This window comes from Brachybacterium nesterenkovii, assembly GCF_900163655.1.
Taxonomy (GTDB): domain Bacteria; phylum Actinomycetota; class Actinomycetes; order Actinomycetales; family Dermabacteraceae; genus Brachybacterium; species Brachybacterium nesterenkovii.
Window position 1 is genome coordinate 13,287 of the sequence record NZ_FWFG01000007.1, and the last position, 22,048, is coordinate 35,334.

17 protein-coding genes and 1 pseudogene are annotated in these 22,048 nt (G+C 74.5%); 11 read left to right on the forward strand and 7 right to left on the reverse strand.

What is annotated here, in order from left to right; genetic code table 11:
* The first annotated feature begins 33 nt into the window (after window positions 1-33).
* Complete coding sequence (locus FM110_RS00495; protein WP_087101627.1) at window positions 34-990, forward strand: sugar-binding transcriptional regulator; 957 nt, start codon at window positions 34-36, stop codon at window positions 988-990.
* A 12-nt stretch (window positions 991-1,002) separates the two neighbouring features.
* On the opposite strand, the gene FM110_RS00500 is transcribed toward FM110_RS00495, so the two are convergent.
* Together FM110_RS00500 and FM110_RS00505 are read right to left on the reverse strand one after the other, a co-directional pair.
* The gene (locus tag FM110_RS00500; RefSeq protein ID WP_087101677.1) at window positions 1,003-2,022 is read right to left on the reverse strand and encodes an aminotransferase class IV; all 1,020 of its coding nucleotides are present in this window, start codon (window positions 2,020-2,022) and stop codon (window positions 1,003-1,005) included.
* A gap of 29 nt (window positions 2,023-2,051) precedes the next feature.
* A complete protein-coding gene (locus FM110_RS00505; RefSeq protein WP_087101629.1) occupies window positions 2,052-2,948 on the reverse strand; it encodes a hypothetical protein in 897 nt (298 codons plus the stop codon).
* Window positions 2,949-3,446: 498 nt separating this feature from the next.
* On the opposite strand from FM110_RS00505, the gene FM110_RS00510 reads away from it, so the two are divergent.
* Window positions 3,447-4,943 (forward strand): glutamate--cysteine ligase, encoded by a 1,497-nt coding sequence (locus FM110_RS00510; protein WP_087101631.1) that lies wholly within the window; start codon window positions 3,447-3,449, stop codon window positions 4,941-4,943.
* 126 nt (window positions 4,944-5,069) lie between these two features.
* Window positions 5,070-6,131, forward strand: coding sequence for a bile acid:sodium symporter family protein (locus tag FM110_RS00515; protein ID WP_087101635.1), 1,062 nt, complete (start codon window positions 5,070-5,072; stop codon window positions 6,129-6,131).
* Window positions 6,132-6,333: 202 nt separating this feature from the next.
* Here FM110_RS00515 and FM110_RS00520 read toward each other — a convergent pair whose 3' ends face one another.
* Window positions 6,334-7,494 carry a hypothetical protein gene (locus tag FM110_RS00520; RefSeq protein ID WP_087101637.1) on the reverse strand — a complete coding sequence of 387 codons (1,161 nt, stop codon included), beginning with the start codon at window positions 7,492-7,494 and terminating at the stop codon, window positions 6,334-6,336.
* A 533-nt stretch (window positions 7,495-8,027) separates the two neighbouring features.
* Window positions 8,028-8,774, reverse strand: coding sequence for a hypothetical protein (locus FM110_RS00525; protein ID WP_200810129.1), 747 nt, complete (start codon window positions 8,772-8,774; stop codon window positions 8,028-8,030).
* A gap of 363 nt (window positions 8,775-9,137) precedes the next feature.
* On the opposite strand from FM110_RS00525, the gene FM110_RS00530 reads away from it, so the two are divergent.
* Both FM110_RS00530 and FM110_RS00535 read left to right on the forward strand, forming a co-directional pair.
* A complete protein-coding gene (locus FM110_RS00530; protein WP_087101639.1) occupies window positions 9,138-11,801 on the forward strand; it encodes an ATP-dependent RNA helicase in 2,664 nt (887 codons plus the stop codon).
* Window positions 11,802-11,962: 161 nt separating this feature from the next.
* On the forward strand, window positions 11,963-13,114 hold the full coding sequence (locus FM110_RS00535) for a ribokinase (RefSeq protein WP_087101641.1): 1,152 nt from the start codon (window positions 11,963-11,965) through the stop codon (window positions 13,112-13,114).
* A 175-nt stretch (window positions 13,115-13,289) separates the two neighbouring features.
* On the opposite strand, the gene FM110_RS00540 is transcribed toward FM110_RS00535, so the two are convergent.
* The 3 genes and pseudogenes from FM110_RS00540 to FM110_RS00550 form a co-directional block, all read right to left on the reverse strand.
* On the reverse strand, window positions 13,290-14,882 hold the full coding sequence (locus tag FM110_RS00540; protein WP_087101643.1) for an ABC transporter permease: 1,593 nt from the start codon (window positions 14,880-14,882) through the stop codon (window positions 13,290-13,292).
* A 245-nt stretch (window positions 14,883-15,127) separates the two neighbouring features.
* Window positions 15,128-16,084, reverse strand: a pseudogene (locus tag FM110_RS00545) (ABC transporter ATP-binding protein); the annotation flags it as partial.
* Entirely contained in the window at window positions 16,081-16,890 is an 810-nt protein-coding gene (locus FM110_RS00550) for a TetR/AcrR family transcriptional regulator (RefSeq protein ID WP_087101647.1), read from the reverse strand. The pseudogene FM110_RS00545 and the gene FM110_RS00550, both read right to left, overlap by 4 nt.
* A 79-nt stretch (window positions 16,891-16,969) precedes the next feature.
* Between FM110_RS00550 and FM110_RS00555 the strand changes: the two genes are divergently transcribed.
* From FM110_RS00555 to FM110_RS00580, 6 genes are all read left to right on the forward strand, one after another.
* Window positions 16,970-18,379: a methyltransferase domain-containing protein gene (locus FM110_RS00555; protein ID WP_234991804.1), complete on the forward strand. Its 1,410-nt coding sequence runs from the start codon at window positions 16,970-16,972 to the stop codon at window positions 18,377-18,379.
* Window positions 18,376-19,395 (forward strand): asparaginase, encoded by a 1,020-nt coding sequence (locus FM110_RS00560; RefSeq protein ID WP_087101649.1) that lies wholly within the window; start codon window positions 18,376-18,378, stop codon window positions 19,393-19,395. The genes FM110_RS00555 and FM110_RS00560 overlap by 4 nt, the downstream gene beginning before the upstream one ends.
* 71 nt (window positions 19,396-19,466) lie before the next feature.
* Complete coding sequence (locus FM110_RS00565) at window positions 19,467-19,991, forward strand: hypothetical protein (protein WP_087101651.1); 525 nt, start codon at window positions 19,467-19,469, stop codon at window positions 19,989-19,991.
* Between the two features lie 645 nt (window positions 19,992-20,636).
* Window positions 20,637-21,464 carry a DsbA family protein gene (locus FM110_RS00570; RefSeq protein ID WP_087101653.1) on the forward strand — a complete coding sequence of 276 codons (828 nt, stop codon included), beginning with the start codon at window positions 20,637-20,639 and terminating at the stop codon, window positions 21,462-21,464.
* Between the two features lie 42 nt (window positions 21,465-21,506).
* Window positions 21,507-21,788, forward strand: coding sequence for a type II toxin-antitoxin system Phd/YefM family antitoxin (locus FM110_RS00575; RefSeq protein ID WP_200810133.1), 282 nt, complete (start codon window positions 21,507-21,509; stop codon window positions 21,786-21,788).
* A gap of 5 nt (window positions 21,789-21,793) precedes the next feature.
* Window positions 21,794-22,045 (forward strand): type II toxin-antitoxin system RelE family toxin, encoded by a 252-nt coding sequence (locus tag FM110_RS00580; protein WP_087101656.1) that lies wholly within the window; start codon window positions 21,794-21,796, stop codon window positions 22,043-22,045.
* The last annotated feature ends 3 nt before the right edge of the window (window positions 22,046-22,048 follow it).

Here is a 22,048-nt window from a genome sequence, read left to right on the forward strand (position 1 = left end):
CGGGCTACAGTGGCCGCGACCGAAGGAGGCCGCATGCCCGCACCCCGCGAGACCGCGATCATCGTCCGGGCCGCACGCCTCCACTACGAGCAGGGGCTGTCGCAGTCGGAGATCGCCGCGGACCTCGGCCTGTCCCGCTCCAACGTCTCGCGCATCCTCGCCCAGGCCCGCGAGCGCGGGGTCGTCGAGATCACCATCCACGATCCCGACGCGCCCCCGACCCGGGACGCCGCGCTCGAGGCCGCGATCATCGCCCGCTTCTCCCTGACGGCGGCCGTGGTGGTCGACGGCGGCCGCGGGGACGCGCTGACGACCGTCGCCCGCGCGGGGGCCGCTCTGGTGGCCGACCGCGCACCGGCCGTCCGCTCGATCGGCGTCTCCTGGGGGCAGACGGTCCAGCAGGTCGTGTCCGAGCTGCCCGCCCAGCGTCTGCGGCCCGCCCCGCGCGTGCTGCCGCTGGTCGGGGGCCTGTCGATGCTCGACCAGACCGACTCCGGGGACTCGGTGCAGCGGGTGCTCGCCGAGCGCCTGGGCGCCCGCGCCGAGCCGCTCTACGCGCCGGCCCTGCTCGAGTCCGCGGAGGCCGTGCGCACGCTCCTGCGCGAGACCAGCATCTCGCGCGCGCTCGCGAGCGCGGCGGGCGTGGAGCTGGCCCTCGTCGGCATCGGCTCGACGGGGCTGCACTCCTCCCCGCACCTGCTCGAGGGGATGCGCCTGTCCGTGGAGGAGCGACGCCGCCTCGAGGCCCGGCATCCGGTGGGCGATGTGTGCGGGCGCTTCGTGGCCGCCGACGGCACCCCGCTGGGGCCGCCCACCTCCGATCGGGTGCTCGCGGTGACGTTCCCGCAGCTCGCGCGCATCCCCGAGGTGCTGGCCGTCGCCGCCGGGGCGGAGAAGGCCCCGGGCGTGAGCGGCGTGCTCCGCTCGGGCGTCATCGACACGATGGTGCTCGACGCGGACCTCGCGCGGGCGGTGCTGACCGGGGACTGAGCGCGGCGCGCCTCAGGCCTGCGCGCGCCCCGCGATGAGATCGCAGAAGCGCCGGCTGAGCTCCATGTCGACCGGGAGCGCGATCCCGTCCAGATGCGTGATCGGTGCGGCCAGGCGCCCGCTGGAGAGCAGCCACGCGCCGTCGGACGCCGCGACCTCGGCAGGCGTCAGCAGCTCCTCGGTGCAGTCGAGCCCCCCGGCCCGCAGCCCGGCGACGACCGAGCCCAGGCTCGTCCCGGGCAGCACGCCCGCGCTCGCCGGGGTGGTGGTGAACGTGTCCCCGCGGCGCACCAGCAGCGTCGACGTCGGCCCCTCGAGGGCGTAGCCGTCGGAGGAGACGAACAGGGCGTCCTGCGCGTCGCGGCGCTCTGCCTCGCGGATCATCGCCATGTTGATCGCGTAGCTCATGGTCTTGGCGCCGGCCAGCAACCAGGGGCTCGTCTGCGGGGCGGTCGAGGGGATGCCGCGGTCGAGGGCGACGACGCGGATCCCGGCCCGCTCGCCCGAGTAGTCGGGCGCGGCCTTGGCGTGGATCCAGGCGGTGAGGCGCGCGGTGCCGGGGGCGCCGCCCTCGGGGCCGGAGGACACGAAGATCCGCACGAGCAGCTCGGGGACATCCGCGTGCTCGTCGACGGCACGCCGCACCGCCTGCGCGAGGACGTCGAGGTCGAGCTCGGGCAGCTCCATCATCGTCGCGGAGCGCTGCAGGCGCTCGAGGTGGGGAGCCAGCGCCATGATGCGCCCGTCGAACACGCCGATGGTCTCGAAAGCGCCCTCGCCGCGCGTCACGCCCAGGTCCGTCACCCGCAGCTGCGGGGCGGTCCCGTCCGCCAGGACGATCGGCTCCTCGCCCGCTCCGAGCGCGGACGGGCCGATGATCCCGGGGACGAGCAGGAGGACGGGGGCCGCAGAGGCGACAGGGGCGTCCGACGAGGTGGTCGTGCCCGGCGCGGGAGCTGCGGACGGGACGGCGGCTTCGGGAGCAGCGGGAGCCGCAGCAGCGTGATCGGAGGGCGAGGAAGCGGTGGTCATCGCGCCATTGTCCACCCCGTCGGCCCCGGTCACTCCTCCCCCGCCTCCTCGTCGACGATCGACACCACGAGGCCGCCGTGGCTGAAGGCGATGCGGCACTCGAGCGGATCGCCCGGCAGATCGGCGTCCATCACGTGCACGCTCGCGTCGCCGTCGACGTCGCGCAGATCCGCGACCGCGACCGTCCCCTCGGGCAGGTCGTCGGCCTCGAAGCCAGAGTCCGCGACGCTCTCGAACGGCACCGCGGCGCGCTCCTCCTCGGGCAGCAGCCCCAGGATCGAGGAGAGCATATGGGCCTTCATGAGCTCGACGGCCGACTCGGCGCGCGTGGGCGCACCATCCGGCGCGGCGCTCCGATCCGACGCGGCGGTATTCCCGGCTCCGGCACCGTTCCCGGCCTCTCCGCTGTCGCCCGCTCCGGCGCTCGCCCGCTCCGCCTCGGCGTCCAGACCCTCCAGGGTCTCGGTGAGGGCGTGCAGGTAGCGCTCGAGGAAATGGCCCAGCGAGCGCGCCGCGAGGGTGAGCGAGAGGTCCTCGCCGATCCCGTACACGGCGCCGGGGGCGCCGTCCTCGTCGATCGTGAGGATCACCGCGACGTCGTCGCCCTCGATGAGCGGGTAGAAGGTGGTCGGATCGCCCAGCAGCGTGTACGGCCCGAGGTCCGTGCGGTCGTCGGTCAGCAGGTTCAGGCGCACGCGGCCGCGGACCTCGATGCCGCCGAACTCCTCGACGATCTGCTCGAGCGCGGGCGGCGGGTCCGCGAACTCGTCGGCGTTCCCGTCCTCGTCGACGAGGGGCGGCAGGAGCGTGACATCCTCAGGATGGCGCAGGGCCAGCGAGGAGAACGCCTCGAGCACGCCGCGCAGCGGCTCGACCGGGAGGACGGGGGCCGCATCGGGCCAGGGGAGGCGGGAGCGCGTGGACATGCGCTCATCGTGGCACACGCCGGAGCGGCGGACGCGGGTTCCCGAGAGACCGCGACGCAGGACCGGATGATGGCGGCGCCCACTCTCCCGAGATCCGCGCCGCTCCGAGGACCCGCGCTGCCCCGGGGCTCGCGCCGCTCCGAGAACCGCGCCGCTCCGAGGCTCGCGCTGCCCCGGGGCGCGCACCGTCCTGAGACCCGCATAGTCCCGAGGCCCGTACCGTCCCCCAGGCTCGCACCGCCCCAGGCCCGCACCGTCCGAGGTCCGCACCGTCCCAGGTCCGCACCGTCCCTAGGCTCACGCTGCCCCGGGCCACGCCGAGTCCCGAGCAGACCGGGGCTGAGGCCTGTCTCCGGCCGCCGCGCGCGAGACGGGCTGCCCTGCAGGCCGCATCGCTACACTGCGGGCCCGCCGACCCGTCCTCGAGGCCGGCATGCATCTGAGCAGGCAACGAGCACAAGCACGCGAGCACACGCACCCGAGCATCGGAGGACCGCCGTGGGACGAGAGGTCGGCCGCACGGAGTACACCCGCAGCCAGCGCACCCGCTATCGACGGGAGCTGCGGCGCCACCTGGACGTGTTCGAGACGTACCTCGACCACGCGGAGTTCCGGGACGAGGGCACGATCGGCGTCGAGCTCGAGATGAGCCTGGTCGATGCCGACGAGCGCCCCGCGCTCACGGCCGAGCAGGTGCTCGCCACCCTCGACGACGAGGAGTGGGTGCACGAGATCGGCGCCTTCAACCTCGAGACCAACCTGCCGGTCATGTCCCTCGAGGGCGACGGCCTGCGCCGCCTCGAGGACGACCTGGCCGCCCGTCTGGCGCGCGCGGAGGCGGCCGCGAGCGCGCACGGCACCCACGTCGTGGCCGTCGGCCACCTCCCCACCCTCGACGAGGAGCTGCTGAACGACCCGTCATGGCGCGCCCCCGGCAGCCGCTACGAGGTGCTCGATGCGGCCGTCCTCGACGCACGCGGAGAGCCCGTGCATCTGCGGATCGACGGCGAGAGCGGCGGGATCGACGCCGAGTTCGACTCCGTCGCCCCGGAGGCCGCGTGCACGTCGATGCAGCTGCACCTGCAGATGGCGCCGGAATCGTTCGCGGCCGCGTGGAACGCGGCGCAGGCGATCGCCGGGCCGCAGGCGGCGCTCGCCGCCAACTCGCCGTTCCTCCTGGGCAAGCGCCTGTGGCACGAGACCCGGATCCCCGCGTTCCAGCAGGCCATCGACTCACGACCCCCGGAGTACGCGGCCCAGGGCGTGCGCCCGCGGGTGTGGTTCGGCGAGCGCTGGATCACCTCAATGTTCGACCTCTTCGAGGAGAACGTCCGCTACTTCCCGGCGATCATCCCGGAATCCCGCGAGATGGCCGAGGAGCCGCTGCTCACCGAGGGCGCCGCGCCGCGTCTGCACGAGCTGATGCTCCACAACGGGACCGTGTGGCGGTGGAACCGGCCGATCTACGACCCCGGCACGGACCTGCCGCACCTGCGCCTGGAGAACCGCCTGCTGCCGGGCGGCCCGTCGCCCATCGACATGGCCGCCGACGCGGCGTTCTTCTACGGCTCCGTGCACTTCCTCATGTCCGAGCGGCGCCCGCTGTGGTCGCGCATGTCCTTCGAGGGCGCCCGCGAGGCGTTCGAGGCGTGCGCGCGGCGCGGCATCGACACCCGCGTGCGGTGGCCGCGCCTGGGCTCGGTTCCCGTCTCGGACCTGCTGGTCCAGCAGCTGATCCCCCGTGCGATGGAGGGGCTGCGGGACATCGGCGCGGATGCCGACGTGGTCGAGCGCTGCGAGGAGGTGCTCCAGGGGCGCGCGGCGACGCGGCGCACCGGTGCCCGCTGGCAGATCGACACGGTCGCGGCGCTGGAGCGGTCGGGCATGGACCGCCGGGCGGCGCTCGCGGCGATGACAAGGCGGTACCGGGAGGGCCAGGCATCGGGCCGCCCCGTACACGAATGGCCCCTCCCCGATCGGCCCGCAGGGGCCTGAGCCCGGCGACAGCGAAGCGGGCAGTCCGACCGTGCGAGGCCTCGCGCCACGGCATACCCCATCGTCACGTCTCGCATTGCGGTCACGGCGTCTCGGTCGTCGATACGGTCTCGATACCCTCATGCGATGACGCCCTCCTCCCCCTCCCCGTCCTCCGCATCATCCTCGAGCCCGTCGGATCCCGAGTCCCCGGGAACTTCCGGCGATGACGCCCACGTCGTCGCCTCCGCGAAGGAGGACAGCTCGGCGCGCGTGGCCGTCACCGTCTTCCCGCTGCTCGTGCTGGGTGCGGCCGCCTTCGGTTTCGCCGTGCCCGGCGTCGCGTCCCAGATGGCCCCGTGGGTCAACGTCCTGCTCGGCATCATCATGTTCGGGATGGGGCTGACGCTCACCCTCCCCGATTTCGCGCTCGTGGCACGGCGCCCCCTGCCCGTGCTGATCGGCGTGGTCGCCCAGTACGTGATCATGCCGCTCGTGGGTCTCGGGATCTCGATGGCCCTGCAGCTGCCGCCCGAGCTCGCCGCCGGCGTGATCCTCGTGGGCTGCGCCCCCGGCGGCACGTCCTCGAACGTCATCTCCTACCTGGCCCGCGCGGACACCGCGCTGTCCGTGACGATGACGTCGATCTCGACGCTGATCGCACCACTGCTCACCCCCGCCCTGACCCTGCTGCTCGCAGGCCAGTACATGCCGGTCGACGGCGGGGACATGGCCATGTCCATCGTCAAGATCGTGCTGCTGCCGGTGATCGCCGGTCTCATCGTGCGTCTCGCCTTCTCGCGCGTGATCGACCGGATCCTCCCGGCGCTGCCGTGGATCTCCGTGCTCGCGATCTCGTGCGTCGTCGCCGCCGTCGTGGGCAAGAGCGCCGACAAAGTCATGGAGGCCGGCCTGCTGGTGCTGCTCGCCGTCGTGCTGCACAACGGCCTGGGCTACGCCCTGGGCTACGGCGCCGCGCGCGTGCTGCGCCAGCCGGTCCGCGCCGCCCGCACCGTGTCGATCGAGGTGGGTATGCAGAATTCGGGTCTGGCCGCGGGCCTGGCGGCGCAGTACTTCTCCCCGGCCGCCGCGCTCCCCGCCGCCGTGTTCTCGATCTGGCACAACCTCTCCGGTGCCCTGCTCGCGTCGATCTACCGGCGCAGCGACGCACGCCGCACCGCCTCGCCCCAGGGCGCTGACGCCGCCTGATCGGGAACCCCGCACCGCCCCGGGACGATCGTGCCCGGGCGAGATCCGTTCTCCTGCGGCCACGGCCGTCCCGGGCGCATCATCGTCCGGTCCAGGGGCACGGCCCGATGCGCGGGGCGCACGGGGTGCGCGCGGTACGCCGGGCGCACGGTGCAGCGGGGCGTGCGATGGCGGGGTGCGGAGTGCCGCGGGGCGATAGGGCTCACTCATCGCGGAGCCCCGGGATGTACCTCCTCGGAACGTCGGCCATCTGGCGCGGGAGAGCCAGTGCCTCCTCCGCGCCGGGCACGCAATAGATCTGGTCTCGGACCCAGGCCACGGTCTCGTCCTGCGCCTGCTCGACCTCGCGCTCGGCCCTGGCCGCACCGTCGCCGATATCGCCGACCGCATCGCCCACCGCCCCGGGATGCGCGTCGGCCCACGGCTGGATCATCTCCTCGTTGTACCGGACGGGCGCTTGCAGCACGTAGCGCACGGGCGAGCCCTGGCTCGGCCCTCCCGCCGCCTCGTCGGCGATCGCCTCGCGCCGCAGCGCGTTCCACCTCCCCAGCAGCGGACCGGAGACGTGCGATCCGATCACCCCGACCGGTGCGATCGGCGTCAGCTCCAGGGCGTTGAACATGGCGTCGTTCCCCGTGAGGTGGGCGGTCACGAGCCCGTCGACGATCGCCGTCGCGTCCCCGTCGCGCACCCCGTTGAGCATCTCGTACTGCGCCATCTGCCCGTTGACCGCGTCCACCATGATCGCCGCGACAGCGGGGACAGGGCCGGCCTTGGCACTGGCCGCCGCACCGAGGTCCGTCGCGTCGAGCCATGACTGCTCCGCACGCGGCCCGGAGGTCTCCCCGAGGGCGTCCCGAAGCATGCCGCGGGAGGGACCCGCCGGGATCGGACCGAACACATCGGAGTCGGGCCCCGGGTCGGCGGCGCCCCATCCGATGCCGGGGATTCCCGCCACCAGGTCGTGGGGCGGCGCCGCATCGTCGGCGGCCGCGCGCGCACCGGACCCGGTCGATGCCGCGACGGCCTGCGCCGTCGAGCGCCCAGGCGCCGTCGCCCTGATCGACGCGCCGACGGACCCGCCGACTGCTCCCGCCTGCTCGGAGGCGCTCGCGGCGTCCTGCTGCGCGGCCTCCTCGCTCGCCGACGAGGCGGCATGCCGCATCGCCTCCGCCATGCCCGAGAAGCCGGGCAGCAGACCGGATGCGACGTCAGCGCGGAAGCGCTCAGCGTCCTCCCCGTCCCACTCGACCGCGGCGATGCCGTGTGCGAGCGCGTCACGGGCCCCGTCCAACCCGGCGCTCATGCTCGCGAGCTGTGCGGCGAACCGTCTCAGCTGCTCGGGGTCGCATCCCAGGAACATCTTTCACACCTCCTCCACGGGCCCGATCCGGGGCCTCGGACCCAGCCTCCGCCGAGGGCATCCGTCCAGGCCAGCGGCCTGTCGGCGGTGTGGAGAAGCGGTGCATGGGGAGGAAACGAGCACCCTTCCCAGGGAACTGCTAGGTGCGGCACAGCGATATCACCGGGAGGGGCGGTTGAGTACTACCAACGCATCGACGGGAGGCCCGCCCACTGAGGAGGGGGCAGGGCCCATTGAAGCCCTCGATGCGGGGGAAAGGGATGGCCCCGGCTCGTGGGGACGAGCCGGGGCGCTTTCCTGTTCAGGGCACTTCTGCATGGCCCTTCTGCGGGGCTTTGTCCAGCCCGTAGCTCGCCCGCTCGCGGCTCTCCTGCCCATAGCTCGTCTGCCTGCGGCTCGCCTATCCGCGCGCCGCCTGCTCGCAGCACTCCTGCCCTTCGCACCGCCCGTGCACCGCCACTGCCCTCGCCCCGGAACGACCGCGCGCACCGCGACGACCGCGCGGGCATCGTCCGCCGTTCGGTGACCGCGGCTCAGTCGCGCAGGTCGACGCCGAACACGCGACGGATCTGCGAGACCGCATAGCGCGTGAAGCGCACGTCCGAGGGCGTCGAGGCCATCGGCACGAACAGCCCCGGATGCTCCGGATGCGTCACGCGGCCGTGCCCGGATCCCGGCGTCACCACGAAGCCCTCGCGCTCGAGGCGGTCCAGCAGCTCGCGGCGCGTCGTCGGCACCCGCGTCCCAGGCCCCCGACGCACCGAGCGCCCCGCGGCACCGGCCGCGCGCTCGGCGAGATCGTCCAGCGTGCGGGCGCCCTCGGGCCGCACCGCGAGCGCGTACCCGCGCGCGAAAGCGCCGATCACCAGGTTGTCGGCCCGGCGCACCTGCACCACCAGGCGACCGCGCAGGAAGTGGTCGGAGATGCCGTTGTCCGAGGTCCAGGCGTCCTCGGGGTCGGCGACGGCTTCGACCAGGTCGTCGCGCGCCAGGTCGTCGATGCCGATGCCCACGAGGCGGATCGCCGCCTCGTCGATGCGCAGCGGACGGGGAGCATCGCGCTCGTCATCGGGCCCCAGGGTGTGCAGCGCCGCGGCCGGCGGTGCGGGCAGTGGGCGCGGGAGCTCGAGGGTCCGGCGGCGCAGACGGGGCAGGCGGTCCCCGGGTCCTTCCGCGGACCGCTGATCCTGCCGCGCATCTGCCGCATCCGCGCCACCGCTCGCCGCCTCGTCCGAGGCCGCAGGAGCGGCGCCCGTCGCCGTCCAGTCGACCGGTCGCACACGACGCGCCGGGTCCGTCGTGCCGGCGAGGCGTCCGGGCGTCGGGCGGGGTGCCGTCGGGGGCGCGGCAGGGCGGCGATCGGCAGAGTGGGGAGCGGCAGAGTGGGAATCGGCGCCGTTCGGGCGGGTGGTGGACGGATCAGGCGCGGCGGGGCGGGGATCGGCTCCGTTGGCACGGGCAGCGCGCGGGCCGGGACCGGAGCCTGTCCGTCGCTTCGCCATCTGCCCCCTCCCCTCTGCACGGTCGCCGTCGCGCCGGGCCGGGCGCGTCCGGCCAGCGTAGGCGACATGGCGCAGGCATGGAGCAGGGCCGCGGAGCAGGACCGCTGCTCGTCGGTCGGAGCGCCCTGCGAGGATGGCGGCATGACCTCGCGCCACGCCTTCGACCTCGCGGCGCTCGGCCGCGCGCTCGTGGTCGCGCGCGCCGAGGGCGATCTGCGCCGGGCCGCCGCCGCGGGAGCGATGGTGGTGACCGCTCCCCCGGGCACGGGCAAGACGACGTTCGTGCCGCCGCTGCTGGCGAATCTCGCGGGGCAGGCGCTGGGCGGGACGACGCTGCTGGTCCAGCCGCGCCGGGTCGCTGTCCGCGCGGCGGCCCGGCGCATCGCACAGCTCGACGGGTCCGCGATCGGCGAGGCCGTCGGATACACGGTGCGCGGGGAGCGGCACGTGAGCCCCGCGACGGTGCTGGAGGTGATGACGCCCGGCGTGCTGCTGCGGCGCCTGCTGGCGGATCCGGGCCTCGACGACGTCGCGTGCGTGGTCCTCGACGAGGTCCACGAGCGCTCCCTCGACACCGATCTGCTGCTGGGCATGCTCGCCGATGCCCGCCAGCTGCGGGAGGACCTGCAGGTCACGGCCATGTCCGCGACGCTCGACGCGCAGGCGGTCGCCGCCGTGCTCGGCGGGGACGGCGGCGCGCCGGCGCCGATCGTGGACGTGCCCTCCGATCTGCATCCCCTCGAGATCCGGTATGCCCCGCCCGCCGGGCCCCGTCTGGATGCCCGCGGCGTCTCCCGCGACTACCTCGATCACCTGGCTCGCACCGCCGCCCGCGAGCACCGCGACGCCGGGGACGTCGACGCGCTCGTGTTCGTCCCCGGTGCCCGCGAGGTCGACGAGACGGTGCGGCGCCTGCGCTCCCTCACCGATGCCGAGGTGCTCCCCCTGCACGGGCGGCTGCCCGCCCGCGAGCAGGACCGGGCGACGTCGGGCCGGCGCGAGGGCGAGGGGCCGCGGATCGTGGTGTCGACGGCGCTCGCGGAGAGCTCGCTGACCGTCCCCGGCGTGCGCCTGGTGATCGACGCCTGCCTGTCCCGGGAGGTGCGTCGCGACCGCGCGCGGGGCATGACGGGCCTGGTCACGGTGAGCGCCTCACGGGCGAGCATCGAGCAGCGGGCCGGGCGCGCCGCCCGCCAGGGACCGGGCACGGCGGTGCGCGCGTGCTCGGAGACCGACGTGGCGCGCATGGCCCCGAGCGCCCCGCCGGAGATCACGGCCGCCGACCTCACCGATGCCGCCCTGCTGCTGGCCTGCTGGGGCACGCCGCGCGGCGAGGGCCTGCCCCTGCTGACGCCGCCGCCCGCCGCCTCGATCGCCGACGCCGAGGCGACGCTGCGCAGCCTCGGGCTGGTCGATGCGGAGGGCCGCGCGACCGCGGAGGGGCGGGCGGTCTCGACGCTCCCGATCGGGGTACGCGAGGCCCGCGCCCTGCTCGCGGGGACGCGGGAGCTGGGCGACGCGCAGCGGGCGGCCGAGGTGGTCGCGGCGCTGTCCGACGATCATCGCGCCGACGGGGCGGACGTGCCGTCGCTGCTGGTCGCCCTGCGGTCCGGGCGCGCCCCGGGGGCGGAGCGCTGGCGGCGGGAGGTCCAGCGCCTGGCGCGGATCGCGCGCGGGCAGGAGACCGGGCTCCCGACAGGGGGCATGAGCGCGGAGGGCGGGCGCCCACCCGGCACGCCCGGTCGGCGGGAGGGCTCCGGCGCGGCGAACCGTGCGTCCATGCCGTCCCGACGGGAGCACGACGTGCTCGAGCACGCCGCCGGGACGCTCATCGCCCTGGCGCGTCCCGAGCGGATCGCCCGTCGCACCGGCGACGCCTCCCGCTCCTACCTGCTGGCATCGGGCACGCGCGCGGCCCTACCCGAGGGCTCGCCGCTGCGCGAGAGCACATGGCTGGCGGTCTGGGAGGTGCAACGGGCCGAGGGGCGCGCCGCCGACGGGACCGGCGCCGTGATCCGCGCCGCCGCACCGCTCGACGAGGAGACGGCCCTGCGCCTGGGAGCGCCGCTCGCCTCCGAGCGGCGCCGAGCGCGCGTCGATGCCGGCCGGATCAGCGTGCGCGCCGAGCGCTCCCTCGGCGCCATCACCCTGGCCTCCACACCGGTCGCCGCCGAGCCCGCCGACGTCGGCCCTGCTCTCGCGGCGCATCTGCGGGAGAACGGCCTGGCCGCCCTGACCTGGTCCGATGCCGCCCTAGCACTCCGGGGCCGGCTCGCCCTGATCCACCGGGAGCTGGGCGCGCCGTGGCCCGCGATGGACGATGCCGCCCTGCTGGAGCGCCTCGAGGAGTGGCTGGGAGGGGACCTGGCCCGTATGCGTCCGAGCGACCGCCTGGACCGGATCGACGTCGTGAGCGCGCTGCGGCGCCTGTTGCCGTGGCCGGAGGCGGCGCGCCTCGACGAGCTGGCCCCTGAGCGCCTGGCCGTCCCGTCCGGGTCCGCGATCCGGATCGAGTACCCGGCCCTCGACGATCCCGCGGGCAGGCCCGTCGTCGCGGTCAAGCTGCAGGAGTGCTTCGGCCTGGCCGAGACGCCGCGCCTGGTCGACGGGCGCGTGAGCGTCCTGTTCCACCTGCTCTCCCCCGCGCGGCGGCCGCTGGCCGTGACGGACGACCTCCGTTCCTTCTGGTCGGGCCCGTACCAGCAGGTCCGCTCCGAGATGCGGGGCCGCTACCCCAAGCACCCGTGGCCCGAGGACCCGTGGACGGCCCCGGCGACGGCGCGGGTGACGCGGCCCCGGCGGTGAGGAGAGCCGGGCTGCACAGCGTGTTCTGGTCAGCCGTGGCCGCCATGCGCCGTGCGTGACGGCCACGGCTGACCAGAACACGCGTCCTTCCGACCGGAGACCGGCGAGGAGGCGGGCGCCGGGAGTCCCTGCCGCCGGCCCCTGCACGGCAGTAGCCTCGGGTGATCCGCCCGTCGTCCCGGCCGACGCCCGTCGTCCCGACCGACGCCGGGCGCCCCGCTCCGCTCGATGACGAGGAGGACGCGCCCATGCGCTCCGACGACACCGCTCCCGCCGCTTCTGCCACCCCCACCGCCCAGGCGCCCGGCGAGGCCCCCGCTCCATCTCCGGACGCGGCCCCGGTCTCGGTCTCGGACGCGGCTCCGGCTCCGGCTCCGGCTCCATCCTCAGATGCGGCCCCGGTCCCGGACTCGGTCTCGGCTTCGGACACGCAGATCACCCCGCCCGCCGAGGGAGCCCCGAGAGTCTGGGTGCTGGGCTCCCTCAACGCCGACATGACCCTCGCGGTGCCGTGGATCGTGCGCCCGGGCGAGACGCTGTCGGCGACGTCGAGCACCCTGTCGCCCGGCGGCAAGGGCATGAACCAGGCCGTCGCCGCCGCGCACTCCGGGGCCCGGACGGTCATGATCGGTGCCGTCGGCGACGACGACCGCGGGGCGATGCTCGCCGCGACCCTCGAGCGGCGGGGCGTGGGATCGGCGGTCGTCCGGCGCGAGGGCGTCGACACCGGCACCGCGATCATCCAGCTCGACGCGGCCGGGGAGAACTCCATCGTGATCCTCGAGGGCGCCAACGGCACCGTCGGCCCCGAGGACGCGACGGCGGCCCTGGCCCCGTGCCGCGAAGGCGATGTGGTGGTCGCGCAGCTCGAGATCCCGCAGGACGCGATCGCGGCCGGCTTCGCCGTGGCTCGTGAGCAGGGCGCTCGCACGATCCTCAACGCGGCCCCGGCCGCCGACGCCTCGGCCCTGCTGCCGCTCGTGGACGTGCTGGTGGTCAACGAGACCGAGGCCGAGATGCTGCTCGGCGATCGCGCGGAGGACCCGGCCCGCCGTCTCCACGAAATGCACGGCTGCGATGTGGTGGTCACGCTCGGCGGGCAGGGCAGCGTGGTGCTCGATGTCGACGGCTCCGAGACCGTCCCCGCGATCCCCACCGACGTCGTGGACACGACCGGTGCGGGCGACGCGTTCGTCGGTGCGACCGCCGCGGCCCTGGCCGCCGGGGCATCGCTGCGGGACGCCGCCCGGGCGGGAACGCGTCTGGCCCATGAGGTGTGCGGCGTCGCGGGCGCGCAGGGATACGGGGGCTGAGGGCCCCGGTGCGTTTTGGTCACGAGTGGCCGCTCGAGGGCGCGCCCTCTTCCGCGTTCTGGTCACTCGTTGTCGTCATCCACGCCCGATAGCGACCACGACTGACCAGAACAGCGGGAGGGCGCGGGGAAGGACTGGGGGCGGGCGCGGCGGCAACGGGACCAGGCCGAGCCCGTCAGCGCGTCGCGAGGTCCCGCCGCCGGAAGCCCCCCAGGCCGATGACCGCGAGCAGCAGGGCCACCGCGGCGACGCCGAGCAGCCCCCATCCGTCCTCGTCGCCCGCGATCGACGGCACGTGCCAGAACGGGCTGATGCCGAGCGCCCAGTCGGGCAGCTTGAACGAGGGCCCCAGCAGCGTGAGGCCGAAAGAGGCGATCACGCCGACCCAGGCGGCCGGCAGCACGCGCGGCCGTGCGCCGACCACCAGCATCGACACCGCGACCACGGCCCACACGGCGGGCACGGTCACGACCGCCTGCAGCAGGGTGTCGCCCAGCTCGGCGCCGATGTCCGCGGAGGAAGCCAGCAGGGCGATCTCCGTGCCCGCCATGAGCGTGCACGCGGCGGTCACGGTCAGAGCCAGCAGCGCGCTCGCGCCCCAGTAGCGGGGCCGGGCGACGGCGGCGGCGAGCACCGGCTCGGCCCGGTCGGCCAGCTCCTCGGAGCGCACGGCGAGCATGATCTGCACGCCGGGAATCGCGAGGATGATGCCCACGAGGCTCAGGATCGTCACGAGGAAGCGGCCGATGAGCTGATCGGGGGTGGCGGCGCCCGCCGCGAGCACCTGCTGGACGGCGGAGTCGCCCGCGAGGATGTCGCTCACCGATGTGGCGAGGTAGCCGAAGACGATGCCGAGGCCCGCGGCCACGCACAGCCAGGTGATGATCGCGCCGCGGTGCGCTCGCAGCACGAGACCTGCGACGCCGCGGATGCGGCCGGTCGCCGGGCCGGGGCGCGGGCCGATCGCGCCGCCGCCGAAATCGCGCCGCGCCTGCAGGACGAACGCGACCGCCAGCAGCACGACGGTCAGTCCGAGCCCGAGCGGGAGGGGCCACCAGCGGTCCTCCACCGTCGGCCAGGTCTCCGTCATCCAGGCGAGCGGGTCCAGCCAGACGAGCCAGTCGGGCGCGTCGATCGCGTAGAGGAAACCGCGGGCGATGAAGGCGACGCCCAGGGCGCCGACGGCGATCGACGTGGCGGTGCGGGTCTCGGCGCCGAGCTGCGCGGCCACGGCGGCGAGCGCCGCGAACATCCAGCCGGTCACCACGAACGTCGCGCACAGCAGGGCGGTGGGCCCGGGCTCGCCGCCGCAGGCCCAGGTGACCAGGCCCGCGACGACCCCGACGGCGAGGGAGCCGATCATCGCGACGAGCACGCCGACGATCAACCGCCCGGAGCGCGAGATGACCGAGGAGGCCAGCAGCTCGGCCTGCCCGGAGTCCTCCTGGGCGCGGCTGGCCCGCACCACCGCGAGGATCGCGCCGAGCGCGGTGACGAAGCCGCCGAGCGACAGGCTGCGCCAGGCGTTGAAGCCGTCGGTGCTCAGCAGGTCCTCTGCGGGCCCGAAGATCAGGCTGATCGCGGGATTGGAGCCGACCGCCGCCGCGAAGCCCATGCGGTCGACCGTGTCGGGGAACAGCCATGGGTACAGCAGCACCGAGGACGCCGACAGCAGCGTCACGATCGCGACCCAGGGGGCGAAGCGACGGCCGTCGTGCGTGAGGGAGGCGCGGAGCAGGGGGCCGACGCCCGTGAGCGGGGCGCTCATCGGACGGACCCGTCGGGCTCGGCCGCCTGCGAGAGTGCGTCGGGCTCGACCGCCCGCGAACGTGCGTCAGGCCCGGTCACCCGCGAGCGCACGTCGGGCTCGGCAGTCCGCGAACGCGCGTCGGGCTCGGCAGTCCGCTGTCGCGTGCCGGGCTCGGCCACCCGCGAGGGCGCGTCGGGCTCAACGGCCCGCTGTCGCACGTCGGGCTCGGCCGCCCGCGAGGGCGCGTCGCCCGCGTCCGCACCCTCCTCCGCGCTCGCGCTCCCATCGGCGTCCTCGTACAGGCGCAGGAACATGCTCTCCAGCGTGGGCGGGGAGACGACGAGGTCGCTCAGGCGGGACGGCGCGAGGGCGGCCATGGCCTCCCCGATCCGGTCGGAGGGGATGCTCGCCGCGAGCGCACGACCGTCGAGACGCACGTCGTCGAGCAGCGCGAGCGCCTCCGCCGAGGCTTCGCGGTCCAGCGTCGCGGTGATGTGCGTGCGGGCGGTGCCGCGCATCTGGGCGATGGTGCCGGTGCGGACGATGCGGCCGTCGCGGATGACGCTCAGGCGGTCGGCGAGGGTCTCGACCTCGGCGAGGATGTGGCTGGACAGCAGCACGGTCGCGCCGCGGTCCTTCGCCTCGCCGACGACCTCCTGGAACACGTTCTCCATGAGCGGGTCGAGGCCGCTGGTGGGCTCGTCGAGGATCAGCAGCTCGGCGTCGGAGGCGAGGGCGGCCACGAGCGCGACCATCTGCCGGTTGCCCTTGGAGTACTGGCGCCCGCGCTTGGTGGGGTCCAGCTCGAAGCGCTCGATCAGCTCGGCGCGACGGGCGGGGTCGAGGCCGCCGCGCAGGCCGCCTAGCAGGTCGATGGCCTCGCCGCCGCTCATCGTCGGCCACAGCGAGACGTCGCCGGGCACGTAGGCGAGACGGCGGTGGAGGGCGACGACGTCCTTCCAGGGGTCGCCGCCGAGCAGACGGGCGGTGCCGCCGTCGGCCTTGAGCAGTCCGAGCAGCACGCGGATGGCGGTGGACTTCCCCGCGCCGTTGGGGCCGAGGAAGCCGTGGACCTCGCCGCGGGCGACCTCGAGGTCGAGGCCGCGCAGCGCCGGGGAGCGGCCGAAGCTCTTGGTCAGGGCGCGCGTCTCGATGACGGGCTCGGCGGCGGGGGCCGCGTCGGCCTCGATGTCGCGCCGGTGGGTGGGGCGATGGGTCATGACGGGGCCTCGGTCCGGGCGGTGGGGTGGTCGGCGAGGGTGGCGTCCAGGTAGTGCTGGATCGCGGGGGCGATCTCCTGCACGAGCTCGTCGAGCGGGGCGTCCACGAGGGCGGGCATGCGGATGATGTGCCGGCCGATCGCGACGCCGATCAGGTGGCTGACCGCGAGCATCATGCCGCGCTGCGCGGTCATCGGCGGGCTGCCCGCGGGGCCGATGCGCGCGGCCATGGTCTGCATGAACATCTCTGCGGCGTGCTCCGAGGTGGTGGCCGAGCGGACGAGCGCGAGCAGCACGGGGCGCACGTCGGGGTCCTCCCAGAGTCCGAGGTAGAGGGCGGCGACGCGCTCGCCGCGCCCGGCGGGATCACCCGCGAGGGCGCCGCGCACGCGGGGGGCGAGCTCGAGACGGTCGGCCACGGCCTGGGCGAACAGTGATTCCTTGTCGCGGTGGTAGTGGCGGACGAGGGCGGGGTCGACGCCGGCGCGGGCCGCGATGGCGCGCATCGAGGTGGCGTCGATGCCGTTGGCGGCGAACAGGTCGAGGGCGGCGTCGAGGATCGCCTCGCGGGTGCCGCTCTCGCCGGGTCGTCGTCCGGTGGGGCGGGGTGCCGGGGCGCCTCCCGCTGCGTCGCGCGGTGCGCCCTGGGGGCGTGCGGGGCGGGAACGGGGGCCACGGGAATGCGCGTCGTCGGAGGGCGCGTCGTCGGAGGACGCGTCGCTGGAGGACGCGTCGCTGGAGGGCGCGTCGTCGGAAGGCGCACCGCGGGGATCAGCAGGGCGCGCTTCCTGGTCGTCGTGGGTCATGGCGCGACGATATCCCCGACTGGGGAATTCCTCAAGTGGGGGACGCGGCGTCCGGCACCCCTCCCCCTAGACTCGGCGCGTGCGCTGCCACCACTTCGATGCCGGGACCTGCCGGTCCTGCACGCTCCTCGACCTGCCCCACGGGGAGCAGGTGCGCGACGCCGATGCCGCGCTGCGAGAGCTCCTGGCGCCGTTCCTCATCGTGCGTGACGGGGACAGCAGCGGGCGCACCAGGGACAGCAGCGGGCGCCCCGAGGACCGCACCCGTGTCGCGACCGACGCCGATGTCCTGCCGCGCCAGGCCGACCGCGCCCGCGACGACGTTTGGTGCGCACCGCTGACCAGCGCCGACGCCGGTTTCCGCAACCGCGCGAAGATGGTGGTCACGGGCACCGCGAACGCCCCGATCCTCGGCATCCAGGGGCAGGGGCAGGTCGGCGCCGACCCGGCCCTCCTGGGCACCGAGGACCTCGCCGACTGCCCCCTGTACCCGCCGGGTGTCGAGGAGCTCCTCGAGCATGTGCGCACCCTCATCCGCCGCGCCCAGGTCCCGCCGTACGACGCGGCCCGGCACCGCGGGGAGATCCGCTTCGTGCACGTGACCGTCGGGGCCGACGACCGCATGATGCTGCGTCTCGTCCTGCGCAGCGAGCGCGCGCTCGACCGCATCCGCGAGCACCTCCCCCGCCTGCTGGAGGCGCAGCCGCAGGTCGCCGTCGTCTCCGCCAACATCCACCCCGAGCACGTCGCCACCCTCGAGGGCGAGCAGGAGATCCACCTGGCGGGCGATGAGTTCCTGCCGGTGACGATGGGCCCGGTGACGCTACACGCTCGCCCGCGGTCGTTCCTGCAGACGAACACCGCGGTCGCGGGCGGCCTGTACGCGCAGGTCGCGGACTGGGTCGACGAGGTCGCCGAGAACGATGCCCCGCGCGACGACCCTCTGCGCATCTGGGACCTGTACTGCGGGGTCGGCGGCTTCGCCCTCGCCTGCGCCGGGCGCCCCGCGAGCACACGCACGGGCACAGGCTTGGACGTAGGCACGGGCCCGGACACGGACACGGACACGGACACGGACGCCGCGTCTCCCGCATCGGCACCACCTGTCCGCGAGGTCGTCGGCGTCGAGATCTCCGAGCAGGCCATCATCGCCGCCCGCGAGGCCGCCGAGGCCGCGGGCGTCATCGCGACGTTCCACGCCCAGGATGCGACCGCCTGGGCGATCGCCGAGGCCGAGCGCACCGGCGCGCCGGACGTGGTGATCGTGAACCCGCCGCGCCGCGGGATCTCCGCCGAGCTCGCCGCGTGGATCGAGGCGTCGGGCGTCCCGGACGTCGTCTACTCCAGCTGCAACCCGCGCACGCTCGCCCGCGACCTCGCGGCGATGCCGTCGTACCGGATCGACCGGGCGCGCCTGGTCGACATGTTCCCCCACACCCGCCACGACGAGGTCGTCGTGCGCCTGACCCGCATCGGGAGCCCCGCATGAGCCCTGCCGAGACCTCACCCGCCCCCGGCGCCCCGCGCGTCCTGGTCCTCTCCCTCGGCGGCACCATCGCCATGTCCCAGGACGAGGCCGGCCTGCGCGCCACCCCCACCTCGCAGGCGGGCGCGGACGTCGTCACCACGTCGCTCGCGGGAGCGGCGGCCACGCACCGCGCGGTCGCGAACGTGGGCTCGCCGTCGATCCGCACCGCTCACCTCGCCACCGTGCTCCGCCTCGCGCGCGAGGCCGTGGCCGACGGATTCGCGGGCGTGGTCGTCACCCACGGCACGGACACGCTCGAGGAATCGGCGTTCCTGCTCAACCGCTGCTGGGACCTGGAGGCACCCATCGTCCTGACCGGGGCGATGCGCCCGTCCAACGCGCCCGGCGCCGACGGGCCCGCGAACCTCCACGACGCGGTGCGCACCGCGATCGCGCCGTCGGCCCGCGGGCTCGGGGCGCTCGTCGTGTTCGACGGGCTCGTGCACCTGGCCGATCGCGTGTCGAAGGTGAGCTCGCGCAGCGTCGACGCCTTCGCCTCGGAGCCGTCGGGCCCGGTCGCGATCGTCGGCGAGGACGACATCCGCCTGGTCTACCGGCCCACCGAGCGCTCCGCGCTGATCGGCGGCGACCTCCCGGAGACGCTGCCGCGCGTGCCGGTGCTCGCGCTCGGACAGGGCGATGATGCCGAGCTCCTCGACCTGCTCCCGGCGGGCGCGTTCGACGGCCTCGTGATCGAGGGCGTGGGCATGGGGCACGTGCCCGAGCTCGCGGTCGCGCGCCTGCGCCGCCTCACCGATGCCGGGGTGCCGGTGGTCATCGCCACCCGGGTGGTCAGCGGCGGGACGTCGATGAACCACTACGACTACCCCGGCAGCGAGGTGGATCTGATCCGCAACGGCTGCGTGATGGCCGGGGCCCTCTCGCCGCACGCCGCCCGCCTGCTGCTGCAGGTGCTCCTGGCCGACGGCGCGGAGGGCGAGCGCATCGAGGCGGAGTTCGGGGCGTACGGGTACTGACGGAGGCGGGGCGCAGGTGGGAGACTGGCCCCGAGAGCGCCGACGCCGCCGTCGGCCGGAAGGAGACTCCGATGTCCGACACCGCCGACCGCCCCGTCGCCCCTGAGGCGTCGACCGCCGTAGCTCCCGACACGGGTGCCGCTGTCCAGGAAGCGGCGCGTGCCGTCCCGGGGGCACCCGCGAAGGACGATGCAGGCGGCGACGCCGGGGATTCGTCCGGGCAGGACGATGCAACCGCCGACGCCGCCGACGCGACCGTGCACAACGATGCTTCTGCCGCCGGGAATGCGTCCGCGCCAGCGCCGAGCTCCGCGGATCCGACCGGCGGCGGCCCCGCACCCGCCGGCGACATCGCCGGGGCCGTACGGGCGCTGCGGAAGAGCCTGGCGAAGAACGCACCCCGCATGGGGGCGGCCCGAGGGGCTGCGGAGTCGACGGGGGAAGGGACGGAGGGGACAGCGTCGAAGACGGCCCGGCTCAAGGACGCCGCGGCGAAGGGGGTCGGACTGAAGCGCCCGGGGACGGACGATGCCGGGCGCACGGGTGCCGACGGCGCAGGTGGGGACCGCCCGTCGGGCTTCTCCGGTCGCTTCTGAGCCGTGACGGGCGACTCCTGGGACGTCCTCACCCGTGAGTGGTGACCGCCCCTTGCCGCCCGTGAGTGGTGACCGCCCCTTGCCGCCCGCGTCCGGTTCCCGCCCTCCTCCCCCGCGAGACACCTGAAACGAGCCATGGAAGTGGCTCGTTTCGGGCGTCTCGCGACGCGTTCTGGTTCGTTTCGACGATCTCGCCGCCGGCCACGCCCATCTGACTGCCTCCGGCTGCCGACCCCACCGCCGCGCTCCCCGAGCACCGCCCCCGAGAAGCTAATTCCCCGAGCGCCGCGGACGAGACCGTCGAACGCACCGCCGCCCCCTCCCCGGATCGGGCTGCCGACACCCGCGCCACAGGTTCCGGCGACCGATCCATGGGGCATCGGGCCTGGTCGCGCACCGATCGCACACCTCGCGAGACCTTGGTCCCGGGCACGCCCGGCCCCGGGCCCCTAGATTCATCCGCAGAGGTTCGCACCCGGGGGCGGGTGCACCGCGCCGACGGTGTCTCCGCGACAATGGGGTCCGGACACACCGTCGGCTCTAACTCTCCTCCGGCTCTCGCCCGGAATCGTCGACGCGCTTGCCCACCTGACCATCGAGACCCGTGGAGACCCCGTGTCGACTGACCCGACCAGCCCTGCTCCGATGCCCGAGAACTCCGACGCGGAGGCGCCCCAGGCGTCGGCCCCCCACCCGGACACCGCGCAGAGCCCCGCGCCCGCCGCACCCGCCCCGGGCTCGGCACCCGCCGCACCGGCCACGGCGCCCAAGAAGCGCTCCCCGTGGCCGTGGGTCCTGGGCTGCGGCTGCCTGCTGATCGTCCTCGGCGCGATCCTCGCGCTGGTCCTGGCGGTGACCGGGATCGCGAACCTCGCCAAGCACGAGGAGCAGTCCGCGGGCGGCATCACCACCCCGTCGGGCGTCACCGCAGGCCAGCCGTACATCCAGTTCGGCGACGGCGCGGAGTCCGACACGATCGTGGACGTCTACAGCGACTACCTCTGCCCCTACTGCAAGCAGTTCTCCGACGCCAACGGCGAGGACCTCAAGGCGATGGCGCACGACGACGCGTACACGGTGCGCATGCACGTGCGCCCGATGCTCGACACGATGAGCTCGCCGCAGGGCTACTCGGGCCGCGCCGCGAACGCCGCGCTGGCCGTGTACGACGAGGACCCGGAGCTGTTCTGGGCGATGGACGAGGAGCTGTTCGCCAACCAGCCCGGAGAGGGCGAGGAGGGGCTGAGCGACGAGAAGCTCATCGAGCTCGCGCACACCGCGGGCGCCTCCGACGCCGTGGATCAGAAGATCACCGACGGCACCTACATCCCCTACCTCGAAGATGTCGTCGAGCCCGAGGCGAAGGCCAAGGACTACGGCACGCCGACGATCGAGGTCAACGGGAAGCTCCATGAGGCCGACGACCTGTACACCCCGGGGTCGCTCAAGGCGGCGGTCGAGGCGGCGGCCTGATTCTGTAGCCACAGTTGTGGCCACACCGATAGGGTGGGCATCATGACGATCGATGAATCCATGGCGTTGCGCGACGTCCGCAACCGCCTCTCCGAGGTGGTCGACCAGGTCGAGCGCGAGCATGATCGTGTCGTGATCACACGTCATGGCAGGCCATCTGCCGTCCTCATCAGCCCCGAGGATCTCGCCTCACTGGAGGAGACTCTCGCCGTTCTCAGCCGGCCGGGGCTGTGCGAGGACATTCGTTCGGGGGCGGCCGAGGCCGCTGACGGAGATGCGAGCGTGCTCGACCGGGACGCCGCCCTCGCCCTGCTCCGGGACTGACGCCAATGGCCTGGGCGATCGCCTGGACACCGACCGCGAAACGCTCACTGCAGCGCCTGCCCGAGAAGGTCGCGACCGCGGTGACCGAAGTGATCTACGGTCCCCTGGCGGAGAACCCTCCGCGGGTGGGCAAACCCTTGCGGTTCGAGCTCCAGGGCCTGCACAGTGCGCGCCGCGGGGATTTCCGGATCATCTACCGGATCGACGAGACGGTCACGATCATCGCGATCGACCACCGCGCCGATGTGTACCGCTGACGC